Annotated in this window: 20 protein-coding genes and 1 other RNA gene; 10 read left to right on the top strand and 11 right to left on the bottom strand. The window is 70.4% G+C overall.

Annotated elements, in window-relative coordinates:
* Positions 1-27: 27 nt before the first annotated feature.
* Together GQ466_RS10930 and prfB are read right to left on the bottom strand one after the other, a co-directional pair.
* Positions 28-975, bottom strand: coding sequence for a DUF8094 domain-containing protein (locus GQ466_RS10930; protein WP_161102766.1), 948 nt, complete (start codon positions 973-975; stop codon positions 28-30).
* Positions 976-1,081: 106 nt separating this feature from the next.
* Positions 1,082-2,191, bottom strand: coding sequence for a peptide chain release factor 2 (gene prfB / locus GQ466_RS10925; protein WP_161102765.1), 1,110 nt, complete (start codon positions 2,189-2,191; stop codon positions 1,082-1,084).
* A 117-nt stretch (positions 2,192-2,308) separates the two neighbouring features.
* On the opposite strand from prfB, the gene GQ466_RS10920 reads away from it, so the two are divergent.
* Complete coding sequence (locus tag GQ466_RS10920; protein WP_161102764.1) at positions 2,309-3,379, top strand: DUF8094 domain-containing protein; 1,071 nt, start codon at positions 2,309-2,311, stop codon at positions 3,377-3,379.
* Here the strand turns inward: GQ466_RS10920 and GQ466_RS10915 are convergent.
* A complete protein-coding gene (locus GQ466_RS10915) occupies positions 3,376-3,561 on the bottom strand; it encodes a hypothetical protein (RefSeq protein ID WP_161102763.1) in 186 nt (61 codons plus the stop codon). The two genes, GQ466_RS10920 and GQ466_RS10915, sit on opposite strands and share 4 nt — an antisense overlap.
* A gap of 562 nt (positions 3,562-4,123) precedes the next feature.
* On the opposite strand from GQ466_RS10915, the gene ftsE reads away from it, so the two are divergent.
* The 6 genes from ftsE (at position 4,124) to ssrA (ending at position 10,156) form a co-directional block, all read left to right on the top strand.
* The gene (ftsE, locus tag GQ466_RS10910; RefSeq protein ID WP_103561940.1) at positions 4,124-4,813 is read left to right on the top strand and encodes a cell division ATP-binding protein FtsE; all 690 of its coding nucleotides are present in this window, start codon (positions 4,124-4,126) and stop codon (positions 4,811-4,813) included.
* Between the two features lie 89 nt (positions 4,814-4,902).
* Positions 4,903-5,808 carry a permease-like cell division protein FtsX gene (gene ftsX, locus GQ466_RS10905; RefSeq protein ID WP_161102762.1) on the top strand — a complete coding sequence of 302 codons (906 nt, stop codon included), beginning with the start codon at positions 4,903-4,905 and terminating at the stop codon, positions 5,806-5,808.
* 40 nt (positions 5,809-5,848) lie between these two features.
* Positions 5,849-7,003: a S41 family peptidase gene (locus GQ466_RS10900; protein WP_161102761.1), complete on the top strand. Its 1,155-nt coding sequence runs from the start codon at positions 5,849-5,851 to the stop codon at positions 7,001-7,003.
* 6 nt (positions 7,004-7,009) lie between these two features.
* Positions 7,010-7,483: an SsrA-binding protein SmpB gene (gene smpB / locus GQ466_RS10895; protein WP_161102760.1), complete on the top strand. Its 474-nt coding sequence runs from the start codon at positions 7,010-7,012 to the stop codon at positions 7,481-7,483.
* Positions 7,484-7,487: 4 nt separating this feature from the next.
* The gene (locus tag GQ466_RS10890) at positions 7,488-9,461 is read left to right on the top strand and encodes a penicillin-binding transpeptidase domain-containing protein (RefSeq protein ID WP_337193417.1); all 1,974 of its coding nucleotides are present in this window, start codon (positions 7,488-7,490) and stop codon (positions 9,459-9,461) included.
* A gap of 323 nt (positions 9,462-9,784) precedes the next feature.
* Positions 9,785-10,156, top strand: a transfer-messenger RNA (tmRNA) gene (gene ssrA / locus GQ466_RS10885).
* Between the two features lie 116 nt (positions 10,157-10,272).
* Here the strand turns inward: ssrA and GQ466_RS32705 are convergent.
* The 8 genes from GQ466_RS32705 to GQ466_RS10845 form a co-directional block, all read right to left on the bottom strand.
* The gene (locus tag GQ466_RS32705; protein ID WP_202420374.1) at positions 10,273-10,464 is read right to left on the bottom strand and encodes an excalibur calcium-binding domain-containing protein; all 192 of its coding nucleotides are present in this window, start codon (positions 10,462-10,464) and stop codon (positions 10,273-10,275) included.
* Positions 10,465-10,856: 392 nt separating this feature from the next.
* Positions 10,857-11,882: an SRA domain-containing endonuclease gene (locus GQ466_RS10875; protein ID WP_161102759.1), complete on the bottom strand. Its 1,026-nt coding sequence runs from the start codon at positions 11,880-11,882 to the stop codon at positions 10,857-10,859.
* A 235-nt stretch (positions 11,883-12,117) separates the two neighbouring features.
* Positions 12,118-13,851 (bottom strand): AIPR family protein, encoded by a 1,734-nt coding sequence (locus GQ466_RS10870; protein ID WP_161102758.1) that lies wholly within the window; start codon positions 13,849-13,851, stop codon positions 12,118-12,120.
* A 250-nt stretch (positions 13,852-14,101) separates the two neighbouring features.
* A complete protein-coding gene (locus GQ466_RS10865; protein WP_161102757.1) occupies positions 14,102-15,397 on the bottom strand; it encodes a cytochrome P450 in 1,296 nt (431 codons plus the stop codon).
* Between the two features lie 268 nt (positions 15,398-15,665).
* Positions 15,666-16,055: a hypothetical protein gene (locus tag GQ466_RS10860; RefSeq protein WP_161102756.1), complete on the bottom strand. Its 390-nt coding sequence runs from the start codon at positions 16,053-16,055 to the stop codon at positions 15,666-15,668.
* 12 nt (positions 16,056-16,067) lie between these two features.
* A complete protein-coding gene (locus GQ466_RS10855) occupies positions 16,068-17,195 on the bottom strand; it encodes a hypothetical protein (protein ID WP_161102755.1) in 1,128 nt (375 codons plus the stop codon).
* Positions 17,192-18,409 (bottom strand): vWA domain-containing protein, encoded by a 1,218-nt coding sequence (locus GQ466_RS10850; RefSeq protein WP_161102754.1) that lies wholly within the window; start codon positions 18,407-18,409, stop codon positions 17,192-17,194. Before GQ466_RS10850 ends, GQ466_RS10855 begins: the two co-directional genes overlap by 4 nt.
* Before the next feature lie 183 nt (positions 18,410-18,592).
* Complete coding sequence (locus GQ466_RS10845) at positions 18,593-19,465, bottom strand: NAD(P)-dependent oxidoreductase (RefSeq protein WP_161102753.1); 873 nt, start codon at positions 19,463-19,465, stop codon at positions 18,593-18,595.
* 97 nt (positions 19,466-19,562) lie between these two features.
* Here GQ466_RS10845 and GQ466_RS10840 point away from each other — a divergent pair, with 97 nt between their 5' ends.
* The 3 genes from GQ466_RS10840 to GQ466_RS10835 all read left to right on the top strand — a co-directional run bounded on the left by GQ466_RS10840 (position 19,563) and on the right by GQ466_RS10835 (position 22,744).
* Positions 19,563-19,958 (top strand): winged helix-turn-helix transcriptional regulator, encoded by a 396-nt coding sequence (locus GQ466_RS10840; RefSeq protein WP_161102752.1) that lies wholly within the window; start codon positions 19,563-19,565, stop codon positions 19,956-19,958.
* Between the two features lie 218 nt (positions 19,959-20,176).
* On the top strand, positions 20,177-20,302 hold the full coding sequence (locus GQ466_RS32275; protein WP_272918049.1) for a hypothetical protein: 126 nt from the start codon (positions 20,177-20,179) through the stop codon (positions 20,300-20,302).
* 12 nt (positions 20,303-20,314) lie between these two features.
* The gene (locus GQ466_RS10835; protein WP_161102751.1) at positions 20,315-22,744 is read left to right on the top strand and encodes a class III lanthionine synthetase LanKC N-terminal domain-containing protein; all 2,430 of its coding nucleotides are present in this window, start codon (positions 20,315-20,317) and stop codon (positions 22,742-22,744) included.
* Positions 22,745-22,795: the final 51 nt, after the last annotated feature.

The raw sequence follows: 22,795 nt of genomic DNA, 5'->3' as shown, positions 1-22,795 counted from the left end.
GCGTCCGGCGGGGTCAGGGGACGCGGGTCACATGCCCGCCGCCGCGACGGCCCTGCGGGTCTCGCCCGCGACGGTCGCGGGCCCGGTCTGGGGCAGGACCGCGAGGTACTGGATCAGGGCGACCGAGATCATCCGCGCGCGGAACCGGCGGCGCCCGGTCAGCCCCACCAGGTCGGCGGGGACGTCCAGCCGACCGGGCTTGGCCGTCCGGTACGCCTCCCGTTGCCGCATCGCGTACCAGACCAGCGCGCCGCCGTCGGACGTCCGCAGCCCGAACACCGGGCCGTCGGACGTGAACGACGTCGTGCGCCGGACGCCGCGCCGCCGCAGCGCCGCAGCGCCGGTCCGCAGGTCGGCGTAGGCGCGGGTGGTGCTCGGCCCGGCCGCGAGCCCGGTCGCGCCGGGCGCCCCGGTCCCGCGCGTCAGCAGGTCGGCGTGCAGCGCGCCCATCCGCGCCGGGGCGACGCCGTAGCCGGTCGCGGCGGGACGCACCGCCGTCGCGTAGCCGTGCGCGTCCAGCGCGACCCGGCCGAGCACGTCCGCGCCGGGCGCGGGACCGGCGGCGAGCAGCCACGGGCCGTCCGGCCGGTCCTGGACGAACAGCAGCGCGTGCCGCCGTGACGCGCCGTCCCGCGCGTCCACCGCGAACCAGCGCGGGTGGTCGTTCATCCGGGGGATGTAGTAGCGGGCGCCGCCGGACGCGGGCGGCGGGGCGATCCGCCGCGTCGCCCGGGCCAGCCGGATCGCGGCGCGGTCCATCGTGAGCTGCGTCCCGGTCTCCACGACGGCCAGGCCCGCGCCGTCCAGCGTCGCGACCGCGTGCCCCGCGATGGCCGCGTACCGCGCCATGACGCGCTCGGCCTGGGCACGGGTCAGCGCGGGATCGGTCGGCGAGCCCGGCCCGGCGGCGCAGGCGACCGCCAGCAGCGGCGCGAGCGCGGCGGCGCTGCGCAGGACGTGCCGACGCGTGGACATCGAGCCCCCGGGGGTGAGGCGGAACCGGTTCGCCCCATCATCGCAGCGTGACGACCCGGTCACACAGCGAATCTGAAATGACCGCTATCGACGCCGCAACGGGGGATTACTCGGCCTCGCGCTGCCGGAGCCAGCGGATCTCCGCCTCGATGAACTCGTCCAGGTCGCCGTCCAGCACGGCCGTGGGGTTGCCGACCTCGACGCCCGTCCGCAGGTCCTTCACGACCTGGTACGGGTGCAGGACGTAGTTGCGGATCTGCGTGCCCCAGCTGCTGGTGCCCTCGCCGCGCAGAGCGGACATCTTCTCCGCCTCCTCCTGCCGCTTGCGCTCCAGCAGCTTGGCCTGGAGGACGCCCATCGCCGTCGCCTTGTTCTGCAGCTGGCTGCGCTCGTTCTGGCAGGACACGACGATCCCGGACGGCAGGTGGGTGATCCGGACGGCCGAGTCGGTCGTGTTGACGCCCTGCCCGCCCGGCCCGGACGAGCGGTACACGTCGATGCGCAGTTCGGTCTCGTCGATGTCGACGTGGTCGCTCTGCTCGACCACCGGCACGACGTCCAGCCCGGCGAACGACGTCTGCCGCCGCGCCTGGCTGTCGAACGGGGAGATCCGCACGAGCCGGTGGGTGCCGTGCTCGCCGCGCAGCGTCCCGTACGCGTAGGGGGCCTTGACGGTGAACGTCGTCGACTTGATCCCGGCCTCTTCGGCGTAGGACGTGTCGTAGACCTCCGTCGGATAGCCGTGCCGCTCGGCCCAGCGCAGGTACATCCGCTGGAGCTGCTCGGCCCAGTCCGCCGCGTCCACGCCGCCGGCCTGCGCGTTGATCGTGACGAGCGCCTCGCGGGCGTCGTACTCGCCGGACATCAGCGTGCGCACTTCGAGCTGCTGGACGGACTTGTGCAGCCCCGACAGCTCGTCGTCGGCCTCGCGCCGGGTGTCGGCGTCGTCCATCTCCTCGGCCATCTCATAGAGCGTGGCGACGTCCTCCAGGCGCTGGCGCAGCCCCTCGACGCGGTTCAGCTCGCTCTCCAGGTACGACAGCCGGCGCGTCACCGTCTGGGCGTGCTCCTGGTCGTTCCACAGCGCCGGGTCGGCGGACTGCTCGCGCAGCTCGGCGATGTCACGGCGCATGGCGTCAAGGTCGAGCACCTGCTCGATGCCCGTGAGGGTCGAGTCGAGCTCCTTGAGCTGATCTTTAACGTCGATGCCTGCCACGCGTCCGAGCTTATCGCCGTCCCGCCACTGCCCGAGCGGCCGTACGGCGCGGGCGGGATGGCAGAATGTCCGATCGGGTCGGCGCGAGGGCCGCCGCCCCGGGCCGGGGGACGTGGCGTGATCTGGACTTCGCGGAAGCTGCCGGCGGTGCTGCTCGCCGTGCCCGTCGCGCTGTCCGGGTTGTCCGCGTGCGGCGGGGGAGACCGTCCGCGGGTCGTGCCGTCGCCGCTGCCGAAGATCCCGACGCCGACGCCCGAGCCGCTGACCCAGCAGTCCGCCGCGTCCGCGTTCCGCGCCTACATCGCCAACGACGACGTCGCCCGCGCCGCCGGGGACGAGCGCCTCGCCCTGTCGTGGGTCTCGGACGGTCAGGCCGTCCTCACCGCCGCCGAGTTCCGCCGCGCAGCCTTCGACGGCGATCCGGTGCGCCGCTACACCTACGGAACGCCGAAGCTGTGGGTGCCCAAGCTCAAGCCGGACGTCTATCCCCAGTGGTTCGTCGCGTCCGTGCCGCGCACCGTCGCCGGGCAGCCGAAGTCCACCAAGACCGCGCTGATGGCGTTCACGCGGCGCGCGGCCGGGTTCGACTGGACGCTCAGCTTCGCCACCGAGCTGCGGCCCAAGGTGAAGCCGCCGAAGGTCGTCACGGACGCCGAGGGATACGCCGTCCCGCTCGCCACGACGGACGAGTCGGTCCTCATCCGCCCCCGCGAGGTCCCCGGGATTCAGGCGACGATGGCGTCCGAGGGCCCCGACAGCGTGGCGGCCAAGGTCATGACGGCCGGGGACGTCACGACCGGCTACTACCGGCAGGCCCGGCGCGAGATCAAGAAGGCGCGGGGGAAGGGTTTCGTCCGGCAGGTCGTGTTCGTCGCGACGCCCTATCCCTACTTCGCGCTGCGGACCGAGCACGGCGCCGGGCTCGTCCTGTACTCGCTGCTGCGCACCAGCATGACCAAGACGAAGAACGCGGACGTTCCGAAGCCCGTCAAGCCGCCCATCCCCGGCGAGATCGCCCATCTGCTCGACGGGACGGTCGAGGGCGTCGAGATCGACGAGACCGAGGCCTACCAGTACGCCGCGACCGACCCGGCCAAGGCGAAGAAGGGCCACGACCAGCCCAAGGCCGACGTCATCGCCGTCAGCGGCGCGCCCGTCAAGGCGAGCACGCCGCCCGTGAAGGACTAGGCCGCGCAGCGCTGGAGGACCAGCGCCGCGAACAGCAGCGTCAGCAGCCCCGCCAGGACGAGCATCGGCGGCACCGAGAACCCGTTCCCGTGGAGTTCGGCGCGCGCCGCACGGCACGTCGGGCAGCGCCCCTCGCTCACCGGGTGCGAGCAGTATGCGCAGATCAGGTGATCGCAGCTCATCCGGCGGCCCCTCTCGACGGGAAGTTCCTGTCCCCATGAACTTTAGACTCCGATTCGCGCCATTCCGCATGAGTCGGCGGTAAAGTCCTGCGGGAACGCCTGGGGGGCGCGAGTGGCCGGGACGGTTGACGTCCGCCCGTACACTGCTCGGTGCGTCCCGGTTACCGAACCGAGACGCGCCGGAGCCCTGCCGGTGACCTGCTGGTGATGCTCGTCTCGACGCCGGTCGCCGCCGGCGGGGCCTCCAGTCCCCTAGAGTCGGGCCGTCCGTGACCGGCGCGGCCCCGGAAGCCGCAGCTCAATCCCACTGGAGGTGACCTATCGGCTCCCGCGCCGGCGGTATGATTCCGCCCCGGACACCTCGACGGGCCCGTCCGGCGGCCGAGCGGCCGTCCCGGACCGCCCGCCGAACCGACGTCCCGCCCGCCGCAGCGGCGGTCCGGGCCGACCAGGGCGCGCGCGCGTCAGCGCCGCGCGACGACCGACCGATGACGCGTCTCCTCCCGCACGAGCCCCCGCGGGTCCTTCGCAAGAATGGTGCTGAAACCGCCGTGATGCAGCCGTGATCCACTTCGACAACGTCACCAAGGTCTACAAGACCCAGAACCGGCCCGCCCTCGCGCATGTGAACGTCGCCATCGAGAAGGGCGAGTTCCTGTTCCTCGTCGGTCCGTCGGGCTCGGGCAAGTCGACGTTCCTGCGCCTCGTCCTCAAGGAGGAGCGGCCGTCGCAGGGGCACGTCCACGTGGCCGGCAAGGACCTCAGCCGGATCAGCAACTGGAAGGTCCCGCACCTGCGCCGCCGCATCGGCTGCGTCTTCCAGGACTTCCGCCTCCTGCCGAACAAGAACGTCTTCGAGAACGTCGCGTTCGCGCTGGAGGTCATCGGCAAGCCCCGCCGGTTCATCAACAAGGTCGTCCCCGAGGTCGTCGACCTGGTCGGCTTGGAGGGCAAGCAGCACCGCATGCCGCACGAGCTGTCGGGCGGCGAGCAGCAGCGCGTGGCCATCGCCCGGGCGTTCGTCAACCGGCCGATGATCCTGCTGGCCGACGAGCCCACCGGGAACATCGACCCGGCCACCTCGATCGGCATCATGAAGGTGCTCGACCGCATCAACCGGACCGGCACCACCGTCGTCATGGCCACCCACGACGCCGCGATCGTCGACGCCTTCCGCAAGCGCGTCGTCGAGCTGGAGGACGGCCGGGTCGTCCGCGACCAGTCGCGCGGCGTCTACGGCCAGGCGTACTGAGCCGAAGCACAGTCACCATCCGGACGCGGTGAGCACCGCCCCGGGAATCCAGCTCCCCGCGGGGCACAGGCGATCAAGGACAGCGAGGAATGCGCGCACAGTTCGTTCTCCAGGAGATCTGGATCGGTCTCCGCCGGAACCTCACGATGACCATCTCCCTCGTCATCACCGTCGCCATCGCAATGGCTCTGTTCGGCACCGGCCTGCTGATCCGCGGGCAGGTGAACGAGTCCAAGGACTATTGGTACGACAAGATCGAGGTCTCGGTCTTCCTGTGCGCGAAGACCAGCTCCAACCCCGCGTGCGGGAAGAAGGACGCCACCCAGCAGCAGAAGGACGAGATCAAGGCCGAGCTCACCAAGATGCCGCAGGTGTCGAAGGTCGAGTACGAGAACCGCGACCAGGCGTGGGCGCGGTTCAAGGACCGGTTCGCGTCCAACCCGGCGTTCGTGAACAGCACCCGCGCGGGCGACATCCCCGACTCCTACCGGATCCGGCTGAAGAACCCGCAGGAGTACAAGGCCGTCGTCCAGGCGCTGCTCGGCAAGGGCGGCGTGGACCAGGTGATCAACGAGCAGGAGATCCTGAAGAAGTTCTTCAAGATCCTCAACGGGCTGCAGTGGGCCGCGCTGCTCATCGCGCTGTTCCAGGTCGTCGCGGCCGTGCTGCTCGTCGGCAACACCGTCCGGCTGTCGGCGTTCAACCGGCGCCGCGAGACCGGGATCATGCGGCTCGTCGGCGCGTCCAACACCTACATCCAGATGCCCTTCATCCTGGAGGGCGCCATCGCGGGCCTGATCGGCGGCATCTTCGCCGCGATCCTGCTGATCTTCAGCAAGACGCTCCTGCTGGACCGGCTGGCCAAACAGATGTCGTTCGCCACCCAGCTCGACTGGATGCAGGTGATCATGGTGATCATCGTCTCCATCTGCTTCGGCGTCCTGCTGTGCGCGGTCGCGTCCTTCCTCACCCTGCGCCGCTACCTCCGCATCTAGGAGCGCGGCGGGCGCGCTCGGGCGAACTAGACTGACCGTCATGTCGCGGTACCCCGGTCGTGCGCTGCGCGCCGGCGCCGTCGCGGCGGCCCTGGTGTGCGCGTACGGCGCCGGGCTCGCCACCGCCGGGGACGGCGACCGCGCGGCGGGCCAGGCGGCGTCGCGGTCCCCGCTGGACGAGGCCGCCGCGTCGATCGCCGAGCGCTCCGCCGACCGCGTCACGCGCGCCGAGCTGACCGACGCCGCCGTCGCCGCCATGCTCCGCACCCTGGACGACCGCTGGGCGCGGCACTACACCGCCCGGCAGTTCGACGACGTCACGGGCCGCCTGGACGGCCGGTACAGCGGCGTCGGCGTCTGGCTCGGCGCCGCGGACGGTTCGCGGGTGCGGATCGCGAGCGTCCAGCCCGGCTCGGCCGCCGCCCGCGCCGGGGTCCGGGCGGGCGACGTCGTCGTCGCGCCCGCGGGGGACATGGCGGCGGTCGCCGCCGCGCTGCGCGGAACACCCGGCGGCACCGTGGCGTTGACCGTGGAGCGCGGGGGCCGGCGGCTGGACTTCCGGCTCGTCCGGACGACCCTGCGCGACGGCGACGTGAGCGTCTCCGACCTGCCGGGCCACGTCCGGATGATCCGCGTCGGGGCGTTCACCCGGGGCGTGGGACGCGACGTCCGCGCCGCCGTCACCGCCGATCCGGCGGCCGTGCGCGGCGGGATCGTCCTGGACCTGCGCGGCGACCCGGGCGGGCTGCTCGCTGAGGCCGTGGCCACCGCGTCGGCGTTCCTGCCCGGCGGGCTCGTCGTCACCTACGAGCAGCGCGACCGTCCGCCCCGGCCGCTGACGGTGACCGAACCCGGCGACGCGCGCACGCCGCTCGTCGTGCTGGTCGACGCCGGGACCGCGTCCGCCGCCGAGATCGTCGCCGGAGCCCTCCGCGACCGGGACCGCGCCGTGATCGTAGGATCGCGTACCTATGGAAAGGGGTCGGTCCAGGAGGCGTACCGCCTGTCGGACGGCTCGGCGATCGAGCTGACCGTCGGTCGCTACCGGACCCCGAGCGGCCGTAACCTCGACGGGACGGGCATCGAACCCGACGTGACCGTCTCCGCCGACCGACCGCCCACCGAGGCCGAGCAGCGCGCCCGCACCGTGCTGCGCGGCCTGCTCGTCACGCTGCCGAAGAAGGACCGAGGCTGAATTTCCGTGTCACGTGAGACAGGGCGCAAGCTCATCGCCCAGAACAAGCGTGCCCGCTTCGACTACCAGATCGACGAGACCTGGGAGGCGGGCCTGGTGCTCATGGGGACCGAGGTGAAGGCGCTGCGCGCGGGCCGCGCGACCCTCACCGACGGGTACGCCCACGTCATGGACGGCGAGGTGTGGCTGGAGGCCGTCCACATCCCCGAGTACACCCAGGGGACCTGGACCAACCACGCGCCGCGCCGCCGCCGCAAGCTCCTGCTGCACCGCAAGGAGATCCAGAAGATCATCGCCAAGTCGTCCGAGCCGGGCTGGACGCTGGTGCCGCTCTCCCTGTACTTCAAGGACGGCAAAGCCAAGGTCGAGATCGGCTTGGGCCGTGGTAAGAAGTCCTACGACAAACGCCAGGCGATCGCCAAGCGGGAGGCCGACCGCGAGATGGCCAAGGCTGCGGCGGCCCGGTTCAGGAGACGATGACAGGGTGTCGGGGAACAGGCGAGCACGGCTGCGCCGGCTGACCGCGGGCGCCGTCGGGGGCGCCCTGCTCATGGGCGGGCTGACGGCCTGCACCGACCCGTCGGCGATGCCGACCGTCCGCGACTTCCTCATCGCCTGGCAGGTCGGCAACTACTCGGCGGCGGCCGGGCTGACCACCGGGGCGCCCCGGACGGCGGTCGCGGCGGCGCTGTCGCAGGTCCGCACCCAGCTCGACGCGGCGTCGCTGCGGCTGGCGATCGGCGCGCGCGCCCGCGACGGGCAGGTCCAGGGCGTCTCGATCGACAAGCTGCCCGACCATCGCGCCCTCGCGCGGTTCTCGATCTCGATCGACCTCGGCGAGAGCGGCGACCCGTGGACGTACACGAGCGCGATGGACCTGCGCCAGGTCGACGGGAACTGGCGCGTCGTGTGGCAGCCGTCGATCATCAACCCCAAGCTGAAGCCCGGGCAGCGGCTCGCCGTGATCAGCGAGACGGCCGAGCGCGCGTCGATCCTGGACTCGTCCGGACGGTCGCTGCAGAAGAACGTCACCGCCGACATCTTCGGCGTCTACCCCGGCCGGCTCGCCGACCCCAAGCGGACCATCGACCAGCTCGCCGAGGCCACCCGCAAGAACGGCGGCATCACGCTGGACGTGGACCGGCTCCTCGGACGCGTCCAGTCCGCGCCGCCGAACACGTTCATGCCGCTGTTGACGCTCGTCCGGCCCACCGACAACGCTTTGATCCTGCGGCTCGCGCGGGTCGCGGGGCTCGAACGGCACACCGGCTCGGAGCCGATCGGGGCCGTGTTCGCGCCCGAGGTCGTGGGCGGGCTCGGGCCGGCGACGTCCGAGACGCTCCAGCAGGTCGGCGCGCCGTACCAGCCGGGCGACACGATCGGGACGAGCGGGCTCCAGCTCGTCCTGCAGCGGCGCCTGGCGGGGATTCCGACCGTGCGGGTGGTGGCGCAGGACCCGTCCGGGGCCAACACGCAGACGCTGGCGTCCTGGCCGAAGCCGGACGTTCCGGCCAACCATCCGCAGAGCGTCCAGACCACCCTGAACCGGAGCTTGCAGCCGCGCGCCGACAACGCCCTGTCGGACGTGGGCGCGCCCGCCTCTCTGATCGCGCTGCGGCCCAGCACGGGGGAGATCCTGGCCGTCGCGAACCGCGGCACCGGCGGGCGGAACCTCGCGATGGAGGGCAGCTACCCGCCCGGGCTCACGTTCGGGATCGTCTCGGCGGACGCGCTGCTGCACTCGGGGCTGACGCGTGACACCAAGACGGACTGCCCCGCGTCGGTGACCGTCGGGAACCGGACGTTCACCAACCGGGCGCACGGCCAGCAGTCGTTCGCGCGGAACTTCGCCAGCGGCTGCGCCACCACGATCGCCCAGCTCTCCACCCGGACGGCCCCGAACGCGTTGCAGCAGGCCGTGGAGCGCTATGGCTTCGGCAAGGACTGGGGGCTGAGCGTCCCGGCCTTCACCGGGAGCGTTCCCGTCGCCGCCGACGCCGGCGAGCGGGCCGCCGAGATGGTCGGCGAGGGCCGGGTGCGGATGAGCCCGCTCGCGATGGCCGTCGCGGCGAGCGCCGCGCAGAGCGCCACCTGGCGGCCCCCGTTCCTGCTCACCGACCCGCGCACCGCCGACGGCCCGCAGGCCCGTCCGCTGGACGTCGCGCCGACGTCGGACCTGCAGAACCTGCTGCGCCGCGCGGTCGCGTCCGGGACGGCCCGGGCCGCGAACGTCCACTCCGGCGGCAACGTGTCGGGGGTCGTCGCGGTCGTGAAGTACCAGGAGAACGGCCAGGAGAAGACGGTGTCGTGGTTCGTCGGTTCCCGTCCGGACCTGGCGTTCGCCGTCGCGGTCGAAGGCCGGGCGTCCCCGGCCAAGATCGCGGCCCGCTTCCTCACCGGGACGCGGGTGACGCCGTCGCCGACGCTGTCCAACCCGGCGACGGGCACCCCCCGCTAGCGCCCTCCCGGCCCCGCTCGCCAGATCTTGGTGATCTCTTTACGGCCCGACCGGCAACCTGCACCGCCCCTCCCGGCGTCTTCCCAGGTGGCCGGTGCAGCCGCTCGGGGGGTTGCGGCGCCGGCCACCGCTCGGGAGTCCAGAGCCTCGTCTCGGGGGAGGCTCTGCCGTCCCGGACCGGCCCGACCCTGCCGGTCGCCCCGGCGGGCGCGCTCCACCGCGCCCGCCGGGGCGCGGAATACCGTTGGCGCACGCGGCGTTCTCCCTATATCGTCAAGGAAGCGGACCCGGTCTGACCGGGCTCGTGGTTGACAACTCAACATGGGGGTGACCGGCTTCGACTTCGGTAGGTCGAGCCAGGGGAAGCGGGTCGAGGGTTGCCGTCGTGACCTCGTAAATCCTGTGACGGCAAACGAATAACTGCCAACAAGAAGCAGTCCGAGTTCGCCCTCGCCGCCTGAGCGAGGAGTGACTCTGTCAGCCCGGGAGCGTCTCCGTCCCGGGGTCTGGCATCGTAAGGAGACTCCACCTGCACACCCGGTCGCGGGGTATGTAGGGAAAACAAACAGCGGCTGAGCCCGTCGGCGACACGCCTGCGTGAGCGCCGGGGCTGAGAAAACGCCAAGCAGGCTGCACCCGGAGAAGCCCTGACTCATCACCGAAGGACGCGGGTTCGATTCCCGCCACCTCCACCACCCGAGAACCCGCCTGACCGGACAAACCCGGCAGGCGGGTTCTTTCATTCGCCCACCCATTCCACGCCGCAGAGAAGCGCTGCCGCCCGCCGGAGCGGGCGGCAGCGCTTCGCCCGTTACCGTTCGCAGACGACTCCGTCATGGTCTCGATCGGTGTACCAGTCGTACTCGGGATCGACGCCCTGACGGTACGGCCCGTACCCGGCGTCATTCGCCTCGCCGCACGTGCCGAAATGCGGATCCGTCCGCGGCTGCGGCGCAGCGACGGGCGGTGCCGGACGGCGCTTGGCCTTGACGGTCTTGGTCACGCGAACGGTCACCGTAGGACCGACCCGAACTTTCGCCTTCCCCTTCGCCGTCACTGTCTCCCGCACCGTCACCGTGGGAGACGGATCACCTGCCGCACCGATCCCAACCCCCGCGCCACAGCCGAACAACAACCCCAGCAACCCGATCCCCGCCCCTACGATGGCCGCGACCCGCATCGGCACGACTCGGGCTGGTGGACGTCCTGGTGGCGCTGGTGGCTGGTACACGGTGGCTCCCGAAGTCGACGAACGGCGAGGGGCGAATATGTGACGCCCGACCGACAAGCCCGGTTGGCCTTGTGGCCCCACTCGTTGTACGCCTTCATCAAGCGAACGTGCGAATGCGTGGAGGGGCTCCCCGCGCGCTGTCCACGAGGATGTGGTCGGTCGGGTTAATCGACAATTGGCCACCCAATGAAGCGGTCGCCATCTCGGTATACGAGGGCGATTCCCACTGACTCCAGTAGGTCGCGAAGATCCTCGTGTGGCTCGTCGGGGAGCAGGACCGCCAGCTTGGGATCTATGGGGTGGACGTGCCGGCGGTAGTCCATGAGCTGGCCAACCGCCATACGGATGTCCTTGCGTGAACTGGTGCCCTTGGCCTCGAACAGCACGTGCGCCGTGACATCGTACAAGTCAGTCAGCAGTGTCGAACTCAGCCCTTTAACCTTGATCTGAAAGCGCTTGACGTCGTGTTGCTGTTTTTCCAGGAAGCTCTGGAAAGCGGCGGTCAGCTTGGCTTCACGCCGCTCAGCTTTAGTCTTTGGGACCGCGGACCGGGCGCTAGAAGTATGGTTGTTGGTCTCCGGCTCCACCATCGCGCTGGTCGTGACGCTCGCTGGGACCGGTATCGACTTCGTCGTGTCTGCAGGCGGAATCACGTCGGCTGCGTTGAGCGGGAGGTCTTCCACCGGGCGCATTCGAAAGACGATGACCCGCCGCATGACGTTATGTCGGTTCGGTGCCTGGCGCACGACGTACGGCTGCTTGGGATCCAACTGGAACTTGCCGACGTAGCGCTGGGCTTTGGTGCCGGACGTACGCGCTACTCCTAGATGCGGGTAGTCTCGGGCCTTTCCGGCAGCCTTGAAGACAAGCAGGGCTCGTTTGTCATTCACGTGATGCAAGATCGCTCGGTTGCCGCTGCCCTTTGTTCCCTCGAAAGTCTGGTCTTCTTCGCCATGCCCGGTGTACTCGAAGATGCGACCGCCGGATTCGTCTTCCTCGGCCAACCAGCCGTCGAAGTACCCCGACTGCTCACCGGACGCGGGATCGGAGTAGATCAACACGTTTGGTGTGGTCGCGGACGGGACGATCCCGCCTTGCGGGCCGCCCCCGAACCGCTCCATCATCTCCGCCCGTGTCGTGATCGTTCCGGGCGTGAGCGGCGTGTCGGTCGTGCGCTGAATGTCTGCCACATACCGAATGTACGGGTCCACGTCGCTACTTGTGTCCACGCCAGCCAGGCTTGTCGTTCCCGAGTGGCGTTGCAACCACCGGCGAGCTTGCTACCTCGGGGTTCGTCTATAGGACGGCAGCGTCCGCCGGCTTACCTGGGCACGACGATCGAGTGTGGCTGTCCGCGTGCCGGCATGGAGCTCACCGCCTGTGGATCGTGAAGGCAGGCCTTGCGCTGTCTGCTCGTTGGGAGGGTCAGCGCACGATGTTGAAGCGGCGTGTCGAGACAGCGGCCTGGCGGATCTTGTTAGTGAAGATGGGATTGCGGGCGATTCTGTCGATTCCCTCGGTCCTGCTCCCGCGCAGGGAGGCCTTGTACTCTTTATCGAGTAGTTTCGTCATCTCTTCGAGGAGCGCGTCCGACAGATGCTCCAAGTTGATGTTCATCAGGTCGCGTTCGTTCGGCCGGCGGAGCCGGGTCAGCGTGAAGGACGCGAGGTAGGCGAGGTGGTAGCGCCAGTTCTCGGCTGTGTCGCCGAGCAGCGGATTGTCCTCTGCGTAAGTTGCTAGGAATTCGCCGATACGGAAGTGGATGTCAAGGACCAGGCGGTACAAGTCCAAGTCGTGGTCAGTCGAGAAGACCTTGTAGTAGTGCGAGTCGTCGAGCAGGTCATCATCGGATGAACTGAGGGCCGCGTGCGGTTCGCCGAGGACGAAGGCTGTGAATTCACGCGCCAGCCGTGACATGCTGACGACTTGGTCGAGAGGGAATCCGAGATTCTTGTAGTAGTTCGCGCGCCGTTCGTAGTAGTAGCCATCGCGTTGGAGGGACTCCTCCAGGTCCTTCTGGATCTGCTCGGTCGCGCGAAGTGCACCGGGCGGGAGTTCGGTCTGGCTGTTCGTGGCCCGGATGATGCTGTCGCGTGACCGGCCCGAAGTGGGCGGTACCAGGATCCGTACGAGGATGGAGCGATCGTGGTCCTGGCCGGACTCCTGGAAGTAGTTGTAGACTTCGTGGCTCGTCTGGAGCCCGTTCACAATTTGTGGATCCTTCATGACGATCTTCTTGCCTGCGATGCGTACCTCTTCAGCGACGATCGTCACGCCGTTATTGAACCACCAGAAGTCGTCCCGGTAGCTGGATCGAAGAGTCGTTCCGATGGCGGTATTGACCGCGGTGCGACCGGCATAGTCGCGAACGTTGGACTCGAAGAGTTCGAGACGAAGTGCGAAGTTCGGTGAGGTGATGAACCGGTAATATTCGTCAAGGCGGGACAGGCACACATAGCCTTCGCCGAGCGACGTGCTCATCGGTGTGTCCACGAAGGTCAGTTCCGAGACGACGACCACGCCGCGGCCGGACATCTCGCGCAGTTCGCGGGCGCCGAGGTATTCGATCTCGCACTTTGTCCCGGACGACACCTTCTCCAGTTCCCACTTGAGTCGGTTGCCCTTCGCCTGCACATTCGGATGCGGCTGTTCGGCTGACCGGGTCGCGTAAACGACGCGGATGGAAACGTCCGGGAAAGACGACGCCAGAGCCTCCAGGACGTGGAGAAACCGTCCGGTCCGTTCGAGGAGCTTCGCGTTCGTCGATTGCGCCAGCTCGGCGACGTTCCGGTCCATGTCGAGGAGGATCGGCAGGTGGAAGTGAAGCTTCTCGAACGCCGTCTCCTGGTAGCCGGCGGACGTTTTCGCCTGGAGGATGACGAGTTCGATCTTCTTGGCGCGTAGCGTCGTGTGCCGGTCGATGTCCGCCGAGACGTAGCGGTCGTCGACGAGGACCCAGATGCCGTCGATGCCGCAGTCGTGGGCCCCGTCGACGATGCCGTCCCGCAGTTCATCGACGTCCAGGTCGAGCTCCTGGAGGGCGATGCTCGCCGAGAAATAGTTGAAGAAGCTGTCGAGCTTTTGGTTCGGCGCGAGGCGGGAACGCTTGTCTTCCAGGATGCGATCGAGAAGGCGCTGGTCATTGTTGTTCGACGTCATGATCGTCCTCGCCGGGGTTGGCCGAATCCATGGAGAAGGCCGATGCTAGCTGCGAGGACGGACGCTTGTGATGGGAATAGCGTGGTTCGGATCCCGGTCGATTGGCCGTTGCCGGACAGCGCAGATTCTCACCTTTGAAATTGGCTAGCCCGCAAAGAACGATGTGGATCGTCCGGAAGATGCCGTGGGTAGCGCGGCAGCCCCGCGGGCCGATGAAACGCTATTGTCCGATCGGTTCGGCCGGGGCCCGTCAGTGGAGGTAGACGGGGACTGAGTCGACTCCGTAGACGATCGACAGTTTCCGGTAGCTGAGTTCTCGTTCCGGCACGGCCAGGTGGAGGTCGGGGTAGCGGCGGACCAGGGCGGAGAATGCGGCGCGCAGTTCCATTTTGGCCAGTTCGGCGCCGATGCAGCGGTGCATTCCCCAGCCGAACGCCAGGTGGGAGGAGGTTTCGCGCGACGGGTCGAAGGTGTTCATGTCCGCGTGCGGGCAGCCGGAGATCTTGGGGTCGCGGTTGGCGCCGGAGAGGGAGACGAGGACGACGTCGCCGCGGGCGATCTTGGTGCCGGCGATCTCGACGTCCTCGCGGGCGAAGCGCGGGAAGGCGAGCTGGACGACGCTGAGGTGGCGCAGCATCTCTTCCACGAACGGTCCAATCGCGGACTCGTCGTCCCGGATCCGGGTGAAGTGGTCGCGGTCGCGCAGCAGCATGATCGAGCCGAGCGCGAGCATGCTCGCCGTGGTCTCCAGGCCGCCGGTGAGCACGCCGTCGCAGAGGCCGGCCAGTTCGACGTCGTCGATCGCGTCGCCGTGCTGGCGGATCAGGCCGCCGATCAGGCCGTCGCCCGGGTCGTCGCGCTGCTTGCGGACGATGTCCATGAGGAACGCCATCGACTCCGAGATCGCCGCGGTCGACGCGTAGGCGCCGGCGAACAGGTCGAAACGGGCGCTGGCGAGCCGCTGGAAGTCGGCGCGGTCACCTTCGCGGACGCCGAGCAGCTCGCAGATCATCAGCATCGGGATGGGCAGCGCGAAGTGCTCCATGAGGTCGACCGGACGGCCGTCCGCGGCGGCTTCGGCCATCTCGTCGAGCTGCTGCTCCACGATCGCGGTGATGCGCGGGGTCAGGCGGCTCAGCCGGCGCATGGTGAACTCGGGCGTCAGCATCTTGCGCCGGTGCGTGTGGACGGGCGGGTCGGAGAAGCCGAGGCCGCCGGGCGTCCAGCCCTCGGGGATGTCGAGCCGGCCGGCGAGGTTCGTGATCTCGTTGCTGAACGCGGTCGGCGCGGCGAGGACGCTCTTGGCCTCCTCGTACCCCGTCACGAGCCACACGTCGAAGCTCACCGGCAGCGGAACCTTGCTGATCGGTGAGGTTTGCCGCAGCCGGTCCAGTTCGGGGACGGGATCCAGGCCGTGCCGACGCAGCGGGGTCAGCGTCGAGTCGGGGAGGAAGCGGATCGTCGCCAGGTCGAAGCCCTTCCTCCGCACCCTGGCCACGTACCGCCGCGCCACCCACGAACCGACCCGATTCCGCACATTCGCCATGATCGAAGGCTACTGATTCAGTACAGATCACCGCAGCCGGAATGTGTGACCATTCACACATTCCATCGCTCGGAGCGTGCGGTACACGGTGGTGCCCGTCCCGATGCACCCCGAGTTTACGCAGGTCAGGCGGCTCGCCGTGGCGAGTTCGGCGAACCGGTCGCGCCCGGCGCGGACGAGACGGGACGGCCGGATCCGTTTAAAGTTCTTCGGCCCGGTTTCTGACTTTCGGGGGGCTGCCCGGATGGCGCGCGACGCCCGTCCGTGCTCACGGCTCGTCGGTCGGCAGCCGGATGTCCTGGTAGCCATGATCACCGACGTAGACGACGCGGGCGCGGGACACGTCCACGTTGTACTTGGCGCCCGGCGCCGCGTCCTCGCCGACGAGGGCCAGCAGGTGCCGGGCGGCCTCCAGGACGGCCGGGTCGGCGTCCGCTCCGCTCTCCAGGAGGGCCTTGGCGAGCGGCGCCGACCAGGTGTCGGGGTCGGACTCGTGTTCGGCGAGCGCGACCTCGCCCGTCCGCCCGCCCGACAGCCGGGCGCCGACGAGGTCCTTCAGCCGGGCGTAGGAGTCGGTGACGGCGCTCGCGGCGGTGTCCTTGAGCCCGGCGGTCGCGCCGGCCGTCAGGGCGGCGACGATGATCGTCACGGGGTCCATGTGATCTCCGTTCTAGGGGTGCCAGAGTTCGCGCAGTTTTGCGACCTGGCCGTTCGTCATCGTGAGCTCGAAGCTGTAGGAGTCGGGGAAGTCCTGGCCGGCGACGAGAGAACTCAGCCGCGACAGTGACACCGTCACGACCTTCTCGGGAGATCCGCCGATGCCGGCATCGCCGAGGATCTGGTTGACGCCTATTCCGGCGCCGGGCGCGACATGGACGGTCACCGTCTTCTTGTCGGGATTCCGGTCGTAGTAGTCGTTGGACAGGTCCGATCTGAGGCCGTCGGCGATTTTCGCCTTTCTGGCGGCCTCGCCCCAGAGTTCGTCGAACGGGTCGACGGTGAGCGTGCGAGCCTTCGCGTCCACCCGGCGGATGTACACGGTGTGCTTTCCGTCCGCGAGCGGGGCCGGCGTGGTCGTGGGGGAACGCGTCGCCGGGACCGTGATGGGCTTGCCTTCCGGCGACTCCGGGACCGTGAGCTTCTTCAGCGTCGCGGTGAGTTCCGTGGGCGTGCGGGTGAACTGCGGCCGGGGCGCGCCGCCGGCGGACGCCAGCGCGGTGAGCGGCTGCCGCTCCTTGGCCGGGACCTTGTAGCCGACGAAGCGGAAATCGAGCTTGACGCCGGACTTCGCGGCCTTCTCCCGGATCCTTTTCTGGACGGCGGCTTGGTCGGACGCGCACGCGTCGGCGCCGTGCGACGTCACCACGACGATCCGGTTGAGCCGGTGCCCGCGGAACGGATAGCGGCCGGAGAAGTCGCCGATCGCGGCGAGGACCCCGCTTTCCAGCGTGCTGCGGCCGGACGCGGTGAGCGCGTGCGCCGCCGTGCCGACCTTCTGCCCGTTCTTGCGCCCGGATCCGACGAGTTCAGCGGTGTTCTTCGGATCGCCGCACGTCCCGCCGAAGCGGCGCAGGGAGAGGGCGTCGTCGTCACCGGCGTTCTGCGCCGCCGAACCGACGGCGTCGGCGACCGGGCCGAAAGAGCCGCCGGACCGAGGCGTCGACGTGTCCACGAGAAAGGCGGTCCGGTAGTCCGGAACAGAACGCAGAATGAGGAACACCGCGATGCCGATGACGAGCGCGACCACCGCGACGACCGCCGCCGCGATGCGCCACCGGGCGGATCCCGCCGTCGTCACGGCTTCCTCGTCAGGTCGGCGCGCAGCTCCCGCAGGACCCGGTTCATCGCGTTCACCTCGGCGTTGTAGGTGTCGGCGGCCTGCTTCAAGGCGCCGAGCAGCGGATCGAGCGGCCGTTTGTCCTGCGCGGCCCTGAGCAGGGCCGTGGCCGCCGCGACGACCTGCCGCTGCTGGTCGCGCAGCCGCCCGGCCCGCGTGTAGACGTCCTGGAAGCGCGCGCCCTTGGCTCGGTCGCGCAGGTCGCGGAACTGCGCGTCGGTCGCGCCGAGCGCCTTCTTCGCACGGTCGAGGGTGTTCTCGGCGACGTCGAGACGTCCGTCGACGATCGCGGCGGCGGCGTCGTTCACCTGCTTCACGGTCGGATTGAGGATGCCGACCATCTGCCCCGCGCCCCGCAGGACGGGTTCGACGTTCGCGAACCAGTTCAGCGCGTTGTTCAGTTCGGCCGCGTTCTGCACGTAGCGGGGAGCGGGCGCTTTCGCGGCCGTGGAGATCTCGTCCAAGGTCTGACGCTGGGCTTTCGGCACCTGGTAGCCGACGATCCGGAAGTCGAGGGAAAGCCCGGCCGCGCTCACCCGCTCCTGGATCTCCTGCTTGACATAGGCGAGGTCGCTGTCGCAGGCGTCCGTCCCGTGCCGCGTCACGACGATGATGCGATTGACCTGGCGGGCCTTCTGCGCGAGCGGCTGGGAGAAGTCCTCGACGGCCTGGACGATTCCGCGCACGAGCGTCGGCCGGGTGCCGGGCCGCAGTCGCGCGGCGGCGGCGTTGATCTTGTTCTGATTGCCGACGCCGAAGTCCACGAGCCGGGTCGTGTTGCCGGACGTCCCGCATTCGCCGCCGAAACTGCGCAGCGACAGGGCGTCCTTGTCGCCGGAGTTCTCGACCGTCGTTCGTAGGGACGCGGCGACGGCCGCGAGCCCGCCCGGTTCCGTGGCCGCCGAACTGTCGATGAGGAACTGCGTCCGGTAATTGGGCGCGAACGCGGGCTTGAACCAGCCGAAGTAGAGCCAGCCGCCGCCGACGACGAGGACGGCGGTCAACAGGATCACGACCAGCGCCCACACGAGCTTCGGCACTTTGATGACGAGCCTGACGACCTGGCGGCCGTAATCGCCGATGAGCGCGATGACGTTGCCCGACGCTTTGATCTGGTGCGTGCGGGGCGCATCGTCCGACTCCCGGCCGCCGGTCACGTCGATCTTTCCGGCCACCTGTCCCCCGTAGCGCGACGTCGTCCGTTGGCGGGGAGCTGACGGGTCCAGAATACGGTCGGCGCGGAGATCATCCAGAAATTCCGGAGGTTCGCCGTGCTCCTTTTTCGCACCAGGATCAGCCGAAAAAGACATTAACGTCGGCCGGAAAAGCGCGGCCGGGGGACCGGCCGCGCTCGCGCGTCAGCGGAGCAGGAGGTCGATGACGCCGGTCGTGTCCTCGTCGCCGTGGCCGTCCGCCAGACGGCGTTCCATCAGCTTCAGGTACGGCGTGATGAGTTCCGGGCTCACGCCCTGCTCCTCGGCCGTGCTCAGCAGGGTCGGGACGCCCGCCGTCTGCATCGCGAGGTTCGAGACCACGTCGAGCGTGTAGTCGCCGACGTCGAGCTGCTCGGCGGCCTTGGTGACGGACGCGGTCATCGCCGTCAGCCACCCGCTGAGCAGGGGCGCGAACGACCGCGCCGCGATCTTCTCCCGGCGGATCAGCGCGAACGCGTGCGCCACCCCGGCGAACATTCCGTACATACCGCTCAGAAGTGCGACGTCGTGGAGCGCGGCGAAGCCCGGGTCGTCCCCGACGTACGTCGTGCCCGCCGGGACGGCCAGCACGTCCCGGTGCGCCGCGAACGCGTCCTCCGGCCCGCTGTAGAAGACGTACGCGCCGGAGCCGGGCACGCCGATCATCGGCGGGACGGCCATGATCCCGCCGTCCAGGAACCGCGCGCCGCGCTCGGCGGCCCACGCGGCGCGGGCGCGGGCCTGGGCGGGCGTGCTCGTGGTCAGGTTGACGACGTCGCGGCCGGCCAGGTCGGCGCCGGACAGCGCCGCGCCGACGGACGCGTCGTCCAGCAGGCACACCACGACCAGCCGGTTCGCCGCGACGGCCGCGGCGGCGGACGGCGCGACGACGGCGCCCGCGGCGGCGAGCGGTTCGGCGCGGGCGGGCGTGCGGTTCCACACCGTCAGCGGGTGGCCGGCGGCGAGCCAGGCGCGGGCGAGCGCGGTCCCCATCGCGCCGAGTCCGAGAAGGGTGAGGGAGGGACGGATGTCGGTCATGATGGTGAGCGTGCGGGACCGCCCCGGGAGCGCTCAAGTACGCACTTCGAGGTGCGTGCGCACCCCGGGGTGAGCGACGAGGTGGGAGGCGGTGCGCATGGCGGCGAGACCCGGCGCCCATGTCTGCGGGATCGACGCGGCGATGACCGTGATCGGCGGCAAGTGGAAGGTGCTCATCCTCTGGGCGCTCCACGACGGGACGCGCCGCTTCGGCGAGCTGCGCCGCCTCGTCCCCGGCGTGACGGAGAAGGTGCTCGCGTCCCACCTGCGGGAACTGGAGAACGACGGCATCGTCCGCCGCGAGGTGCACGACGAGGTGCCACCGCGCGTCGAGTACTCGCTGACGCCGGCGGGCGTCGCCCTGAACACCGCACTGGCCCCGCTCTCCGCCTGGGGCCGCGACCACGCGATGACCGCCCCCGCCGGTCGACGGATCCATGGCGTCACGCTGATCCCACGACCGCCCGGGCGCCTGGTCGTTGTGTCGGGCTGAGCGCGCGAGTGCCCCGGTCACCTGGTCGTGGCGTTGCGTGGTACCCGTGAGTGCCCCAGTCGCCCGGTCGTGCGGTGGGGTCTGGAGTGGTGCTTCGCGTCCGGCCTCACCTCGTTCTTTTACCCGTGATCTTTGTGGGTTCGCCGCTTCCCTCCGGAGCGGGACGGTTACCTTCGGCGATCGTACGGCCACCCACCGACATTCCCGGGAGGACGATCGTGATCGCTCTGCTCGAACCCCGCGACGCCGGGCCGCTCGCCTTCGACGCGCTCGCCGACGTCCCGGACGAGACGCCGGAGTTCCCGTCCGCCGGCTGCGCGATCTGTCGCTGCGGCGCGGCGTAGGCGGGGGCGGCCGTGCGCACCGAAGCTCTCCCCGACGAGGACGACCTGCGCGCCCTGCTCGCCGAGCGGACGGCGCGCGCGGGCCGGTCCGTCGCCGTGCGGGGCGCGCGGATCGAGGTGGACGACCCGGCGTTCCGGCTCCCCGCGCAGGGTTGGAAGATCTACGTGTCCGCGCGTCCCGGGACTCTGGCCGAGACGGTCAGGCGTGCGCTTCCCGCGCTGCTCGACACGCCGTGCCGTTTCACGCTCGTCCGGGACGGCCGGACGCTCCTGAACCTCAACTCGTCAACCGGCCGTCCGGACGCGATCGGCACGGCCCTGACGGTCTGCGCGGCGCGCCCGGACGTCGTCGCGCTGGCCCGCGGTCTCGCGGAAGCTCTCGCCGGCCTCACCGCCCCGCAGGTGACCGCCGCCCGCCGCGTCCACCCGGATGCGCCCGTCTACTACCGCTTCGCCCCGTTCCGCACCGCCTACGCGCCGGCCGAGGACGGCGACTACGTCCCAGTGGTGACCGATCCGTCCGGCATGACCCATACAGCCGACGGAACCTGGCAACCGACCCCCGACCCGTTCACCGGCGTTCCGCAGCCGCGCGCGCCCAAAGGCGAAGAGATCGTGCTCGGCGGCCGGTACCGCGTCGAACGCGCCCTCACCCGCAGCCCCAAGGGCCGCGTCTACCGGACGTTCGACCTCGCCCGCGAGACCACCGCGATCGTCAAGGAGGCGCGCCCCCACATCGACGAGGACGAACAAGGCCGCGACGCCCGCGCGCGCCTGCGCAACGAGCGCTACGTGCTGGAACTGCTGCGCGACGTCGAGGGCGTCCCGCGCGTCCTGGACCACTTCCGCCACGACGAGCGCGAGTACCTGGTCGTCACCGACCTCGGCGGCCGGACGCTCGCGGCCGACGTCGCGGCGGGCGCCCGCTACACGGCGGCGGACCCGGTCGACGGCCGTGACCTGCACGAACTCGCCGTCCGCCTGCTGGCGCTGCTCGACGCGATCCACGGCCGGGGCGTCATCGCGCGCGACGTCCACCCCGCCAACGTCGTCCTCGACGCGACACGGGCCCCCGCGCTGGTCGACTTCGAGATCAGCTGCGCCGACGACCCGCCGTTCGCGGCGTGGACGCGCGGCTACAGCTCCCCGGCCCAGGAACACGCCGAAGAACCGACCCCCGAGTGCGATTACTACTCCCTGGGCGCCACCCTGTTCTACGCCGTGACGGGAGTGCCGCCCACCTGGATCCCGGACGATCCGCACAACCACGACACGTCCCGCGCGGCGGAGGTCCTGGACGGACGCGGCGGCATGGGCGGCACGATCCTCGGCCTGCTCAGCCCCGACCCGGCCGACCGGCGCGCGGCGGCGGCCCAGCTCCGCGCGGGCCGGTTCACCACCGCGCCCGCGCCCGTCCTGCACGCGGGCGAGCGGGCGCGGCGCCTGGACGCGGCGATCGAGCACGGCCTCGCGGCGGCGGCCCGGCACGCGCGCCGCCTGATGGCGGGCCGGTTCGGCGCCGGGCGCGTCCCGGGCCCGGTCAACGTCCACCGGGGCGCGGCCGGCATCGGCATGGAGCTGCTGCAGCACGACGACCGCGCCGAGACCGCCGATCTGGCCCGTGACCTGGCCTATTGGAGCGCCGGGTTCCTCGCGCTGCGCGACCGCAGGCCCGGCCTGTACACCGGCGACACCGGGACGGCGGTGTTCGTCGCGGCGACCGGGAAGGTGCTCGGCGACGACGCACTGCTCGCGCTCGCCGACGGTCTCGGCCGTCCGGACGGAACGCACCCGGGCGACGGCCAGCACGACGGGCTCGCGGGCGTCGGCCTCGGCCAGTCGTTCCTCTGGGAGATCACGAAGGACCCGTCGCGGCGCGACCTCGCCGTCCGGTGCGCCGAGCGGCTGGCGAGGACGCCGCGCCCGGACAACCTCGGCTACGCGCACGGTCTGGCGGGGATCGTCCGGTGCCTCCTGGCGGCCGGGACGGCCGAACCCGCCGTCCGCAAGGGCTGCGACGACCTCGCCGCACGCGTCCCCGACCTGGCCGACGCGTCGTTCTGCCAGGGACTGGCGGGCATCGGCGCCGTCCTCGTCCGCGTGGGAACCGACCTCGGCGAACCCGCCTACCTCGACGCCGCCCGCGCGGCGGCAGCCGCCTGCGAGCACCTGGCCCCGAACCTGCCGACGGTGTCGCAGTGCTGCGGCCTCGCGGGCGTCGGCGAACTGTTCCTCGACCTGTGGACGGCGACCGGGGACGAGGAGCACCGGCGGCAGGCCGACCGCGTCGCCGACCTCGTCCTCGCCCGCGCCGGGGGCACCCCGGACGCCCCGGTGCTGCCCGGCGGCGCGGAGTGGTCCACCGGCACGTCCGGGGTCGTCACGTTCCTGCGCCGGGTGCGCTCCGGCGGCGCGCCCCGGCTCTGGCTGGACTTGCTCTGACCAGCGCGAAAGCCCCGGTCGCCAACCGACCGGGGCCTGCGCGGCAGACGG

This window comes from Actinomadura rayongensis, from assembly GCF_009831215.1.
Classification (GTDB): domain Bacteria; phylum Actinomycetota; class Actinomycetes; order Streptosporangiales; family Streptosporangiaceae; genus Spirillospora; species Spirillospora rayongensis.
The sequence above is the reverse complement of the archived record's forward strand: the minus strand, read 5'-3'. Positions and strand labels throughout refer to the sequence as shown.

What these genes read in the sequence shown, in the direction of transcription:
- GQ466_RS10840 (WP_161102752.1), top strand. Translation starts at nt 19,563, where the DNA reads ATGGCGGCGAGACCCGGCGCCCATGTCTGCGGGATCGACGCGGCGATG.
- GQ466_RS10930 (WP_161102766.1), bottom strand. Translation starts at nt 975, where the DNA reads ATGTCCACGCGTCGGCACGTCCTGCGCAGCGCCGCCGCGCTCGCGCCG.
- GQ466_RS10900 (WP_161102761.1), top strand. Translation starts at nt 5,849, where the DNA reads ATGTCGCGGTACCCCGGTCGTGCGCTGCGCGCCGGCGCCGTCGCGGCG.
- GQ466_RS10870 (WP_161102758.1), bottom strand. Translation starts at nt 13,851, where the DNA reads ATGACGTCGAACAACAATGACCAGCGCCTTCTCGATCGCATCCTGGAA.
- GQ466_RS10915 (WP_161102763.1), bottom strand. Translation starts at nt 3,561, where the DNA reads ATGAGCTGCGATCACCTGATCTGCGCATACTGCTCGCACCCGGTGAGC.
- ftsX (WP_161102762.1), top strand. Translation starts at nt 4,903, where the DNA reads ATGCGCGCACAGTTCGTTCTCCAGGAGATCTGGATCGGTCTCCGCCGG.
- GQ466_RS10845 (WP_161102753.1), bottom strand. Translation starts at nt 19,465, where the DNA reads ATGACCGACATCCGTCCCTCCCTCACCCTTCTCGGACTCGGCGCGATG.
- GQ466_RS10865 (WP_161102757.1), bottom strand. Translation starts at nt 15,397, where the DNA reads ATGGCGAATGTGCGGAATCGGGTCGGTTCGTGGGTGGCGCGGCGGTAC.
- GQ466_RS10860 (WP_161102756.1), bottom strand. Translation starts at nt 16,055, where the DNA reads ATGGACCCCGTGACGATCATCGTCGCCGCCCTGACGGCCGGCGCGACC.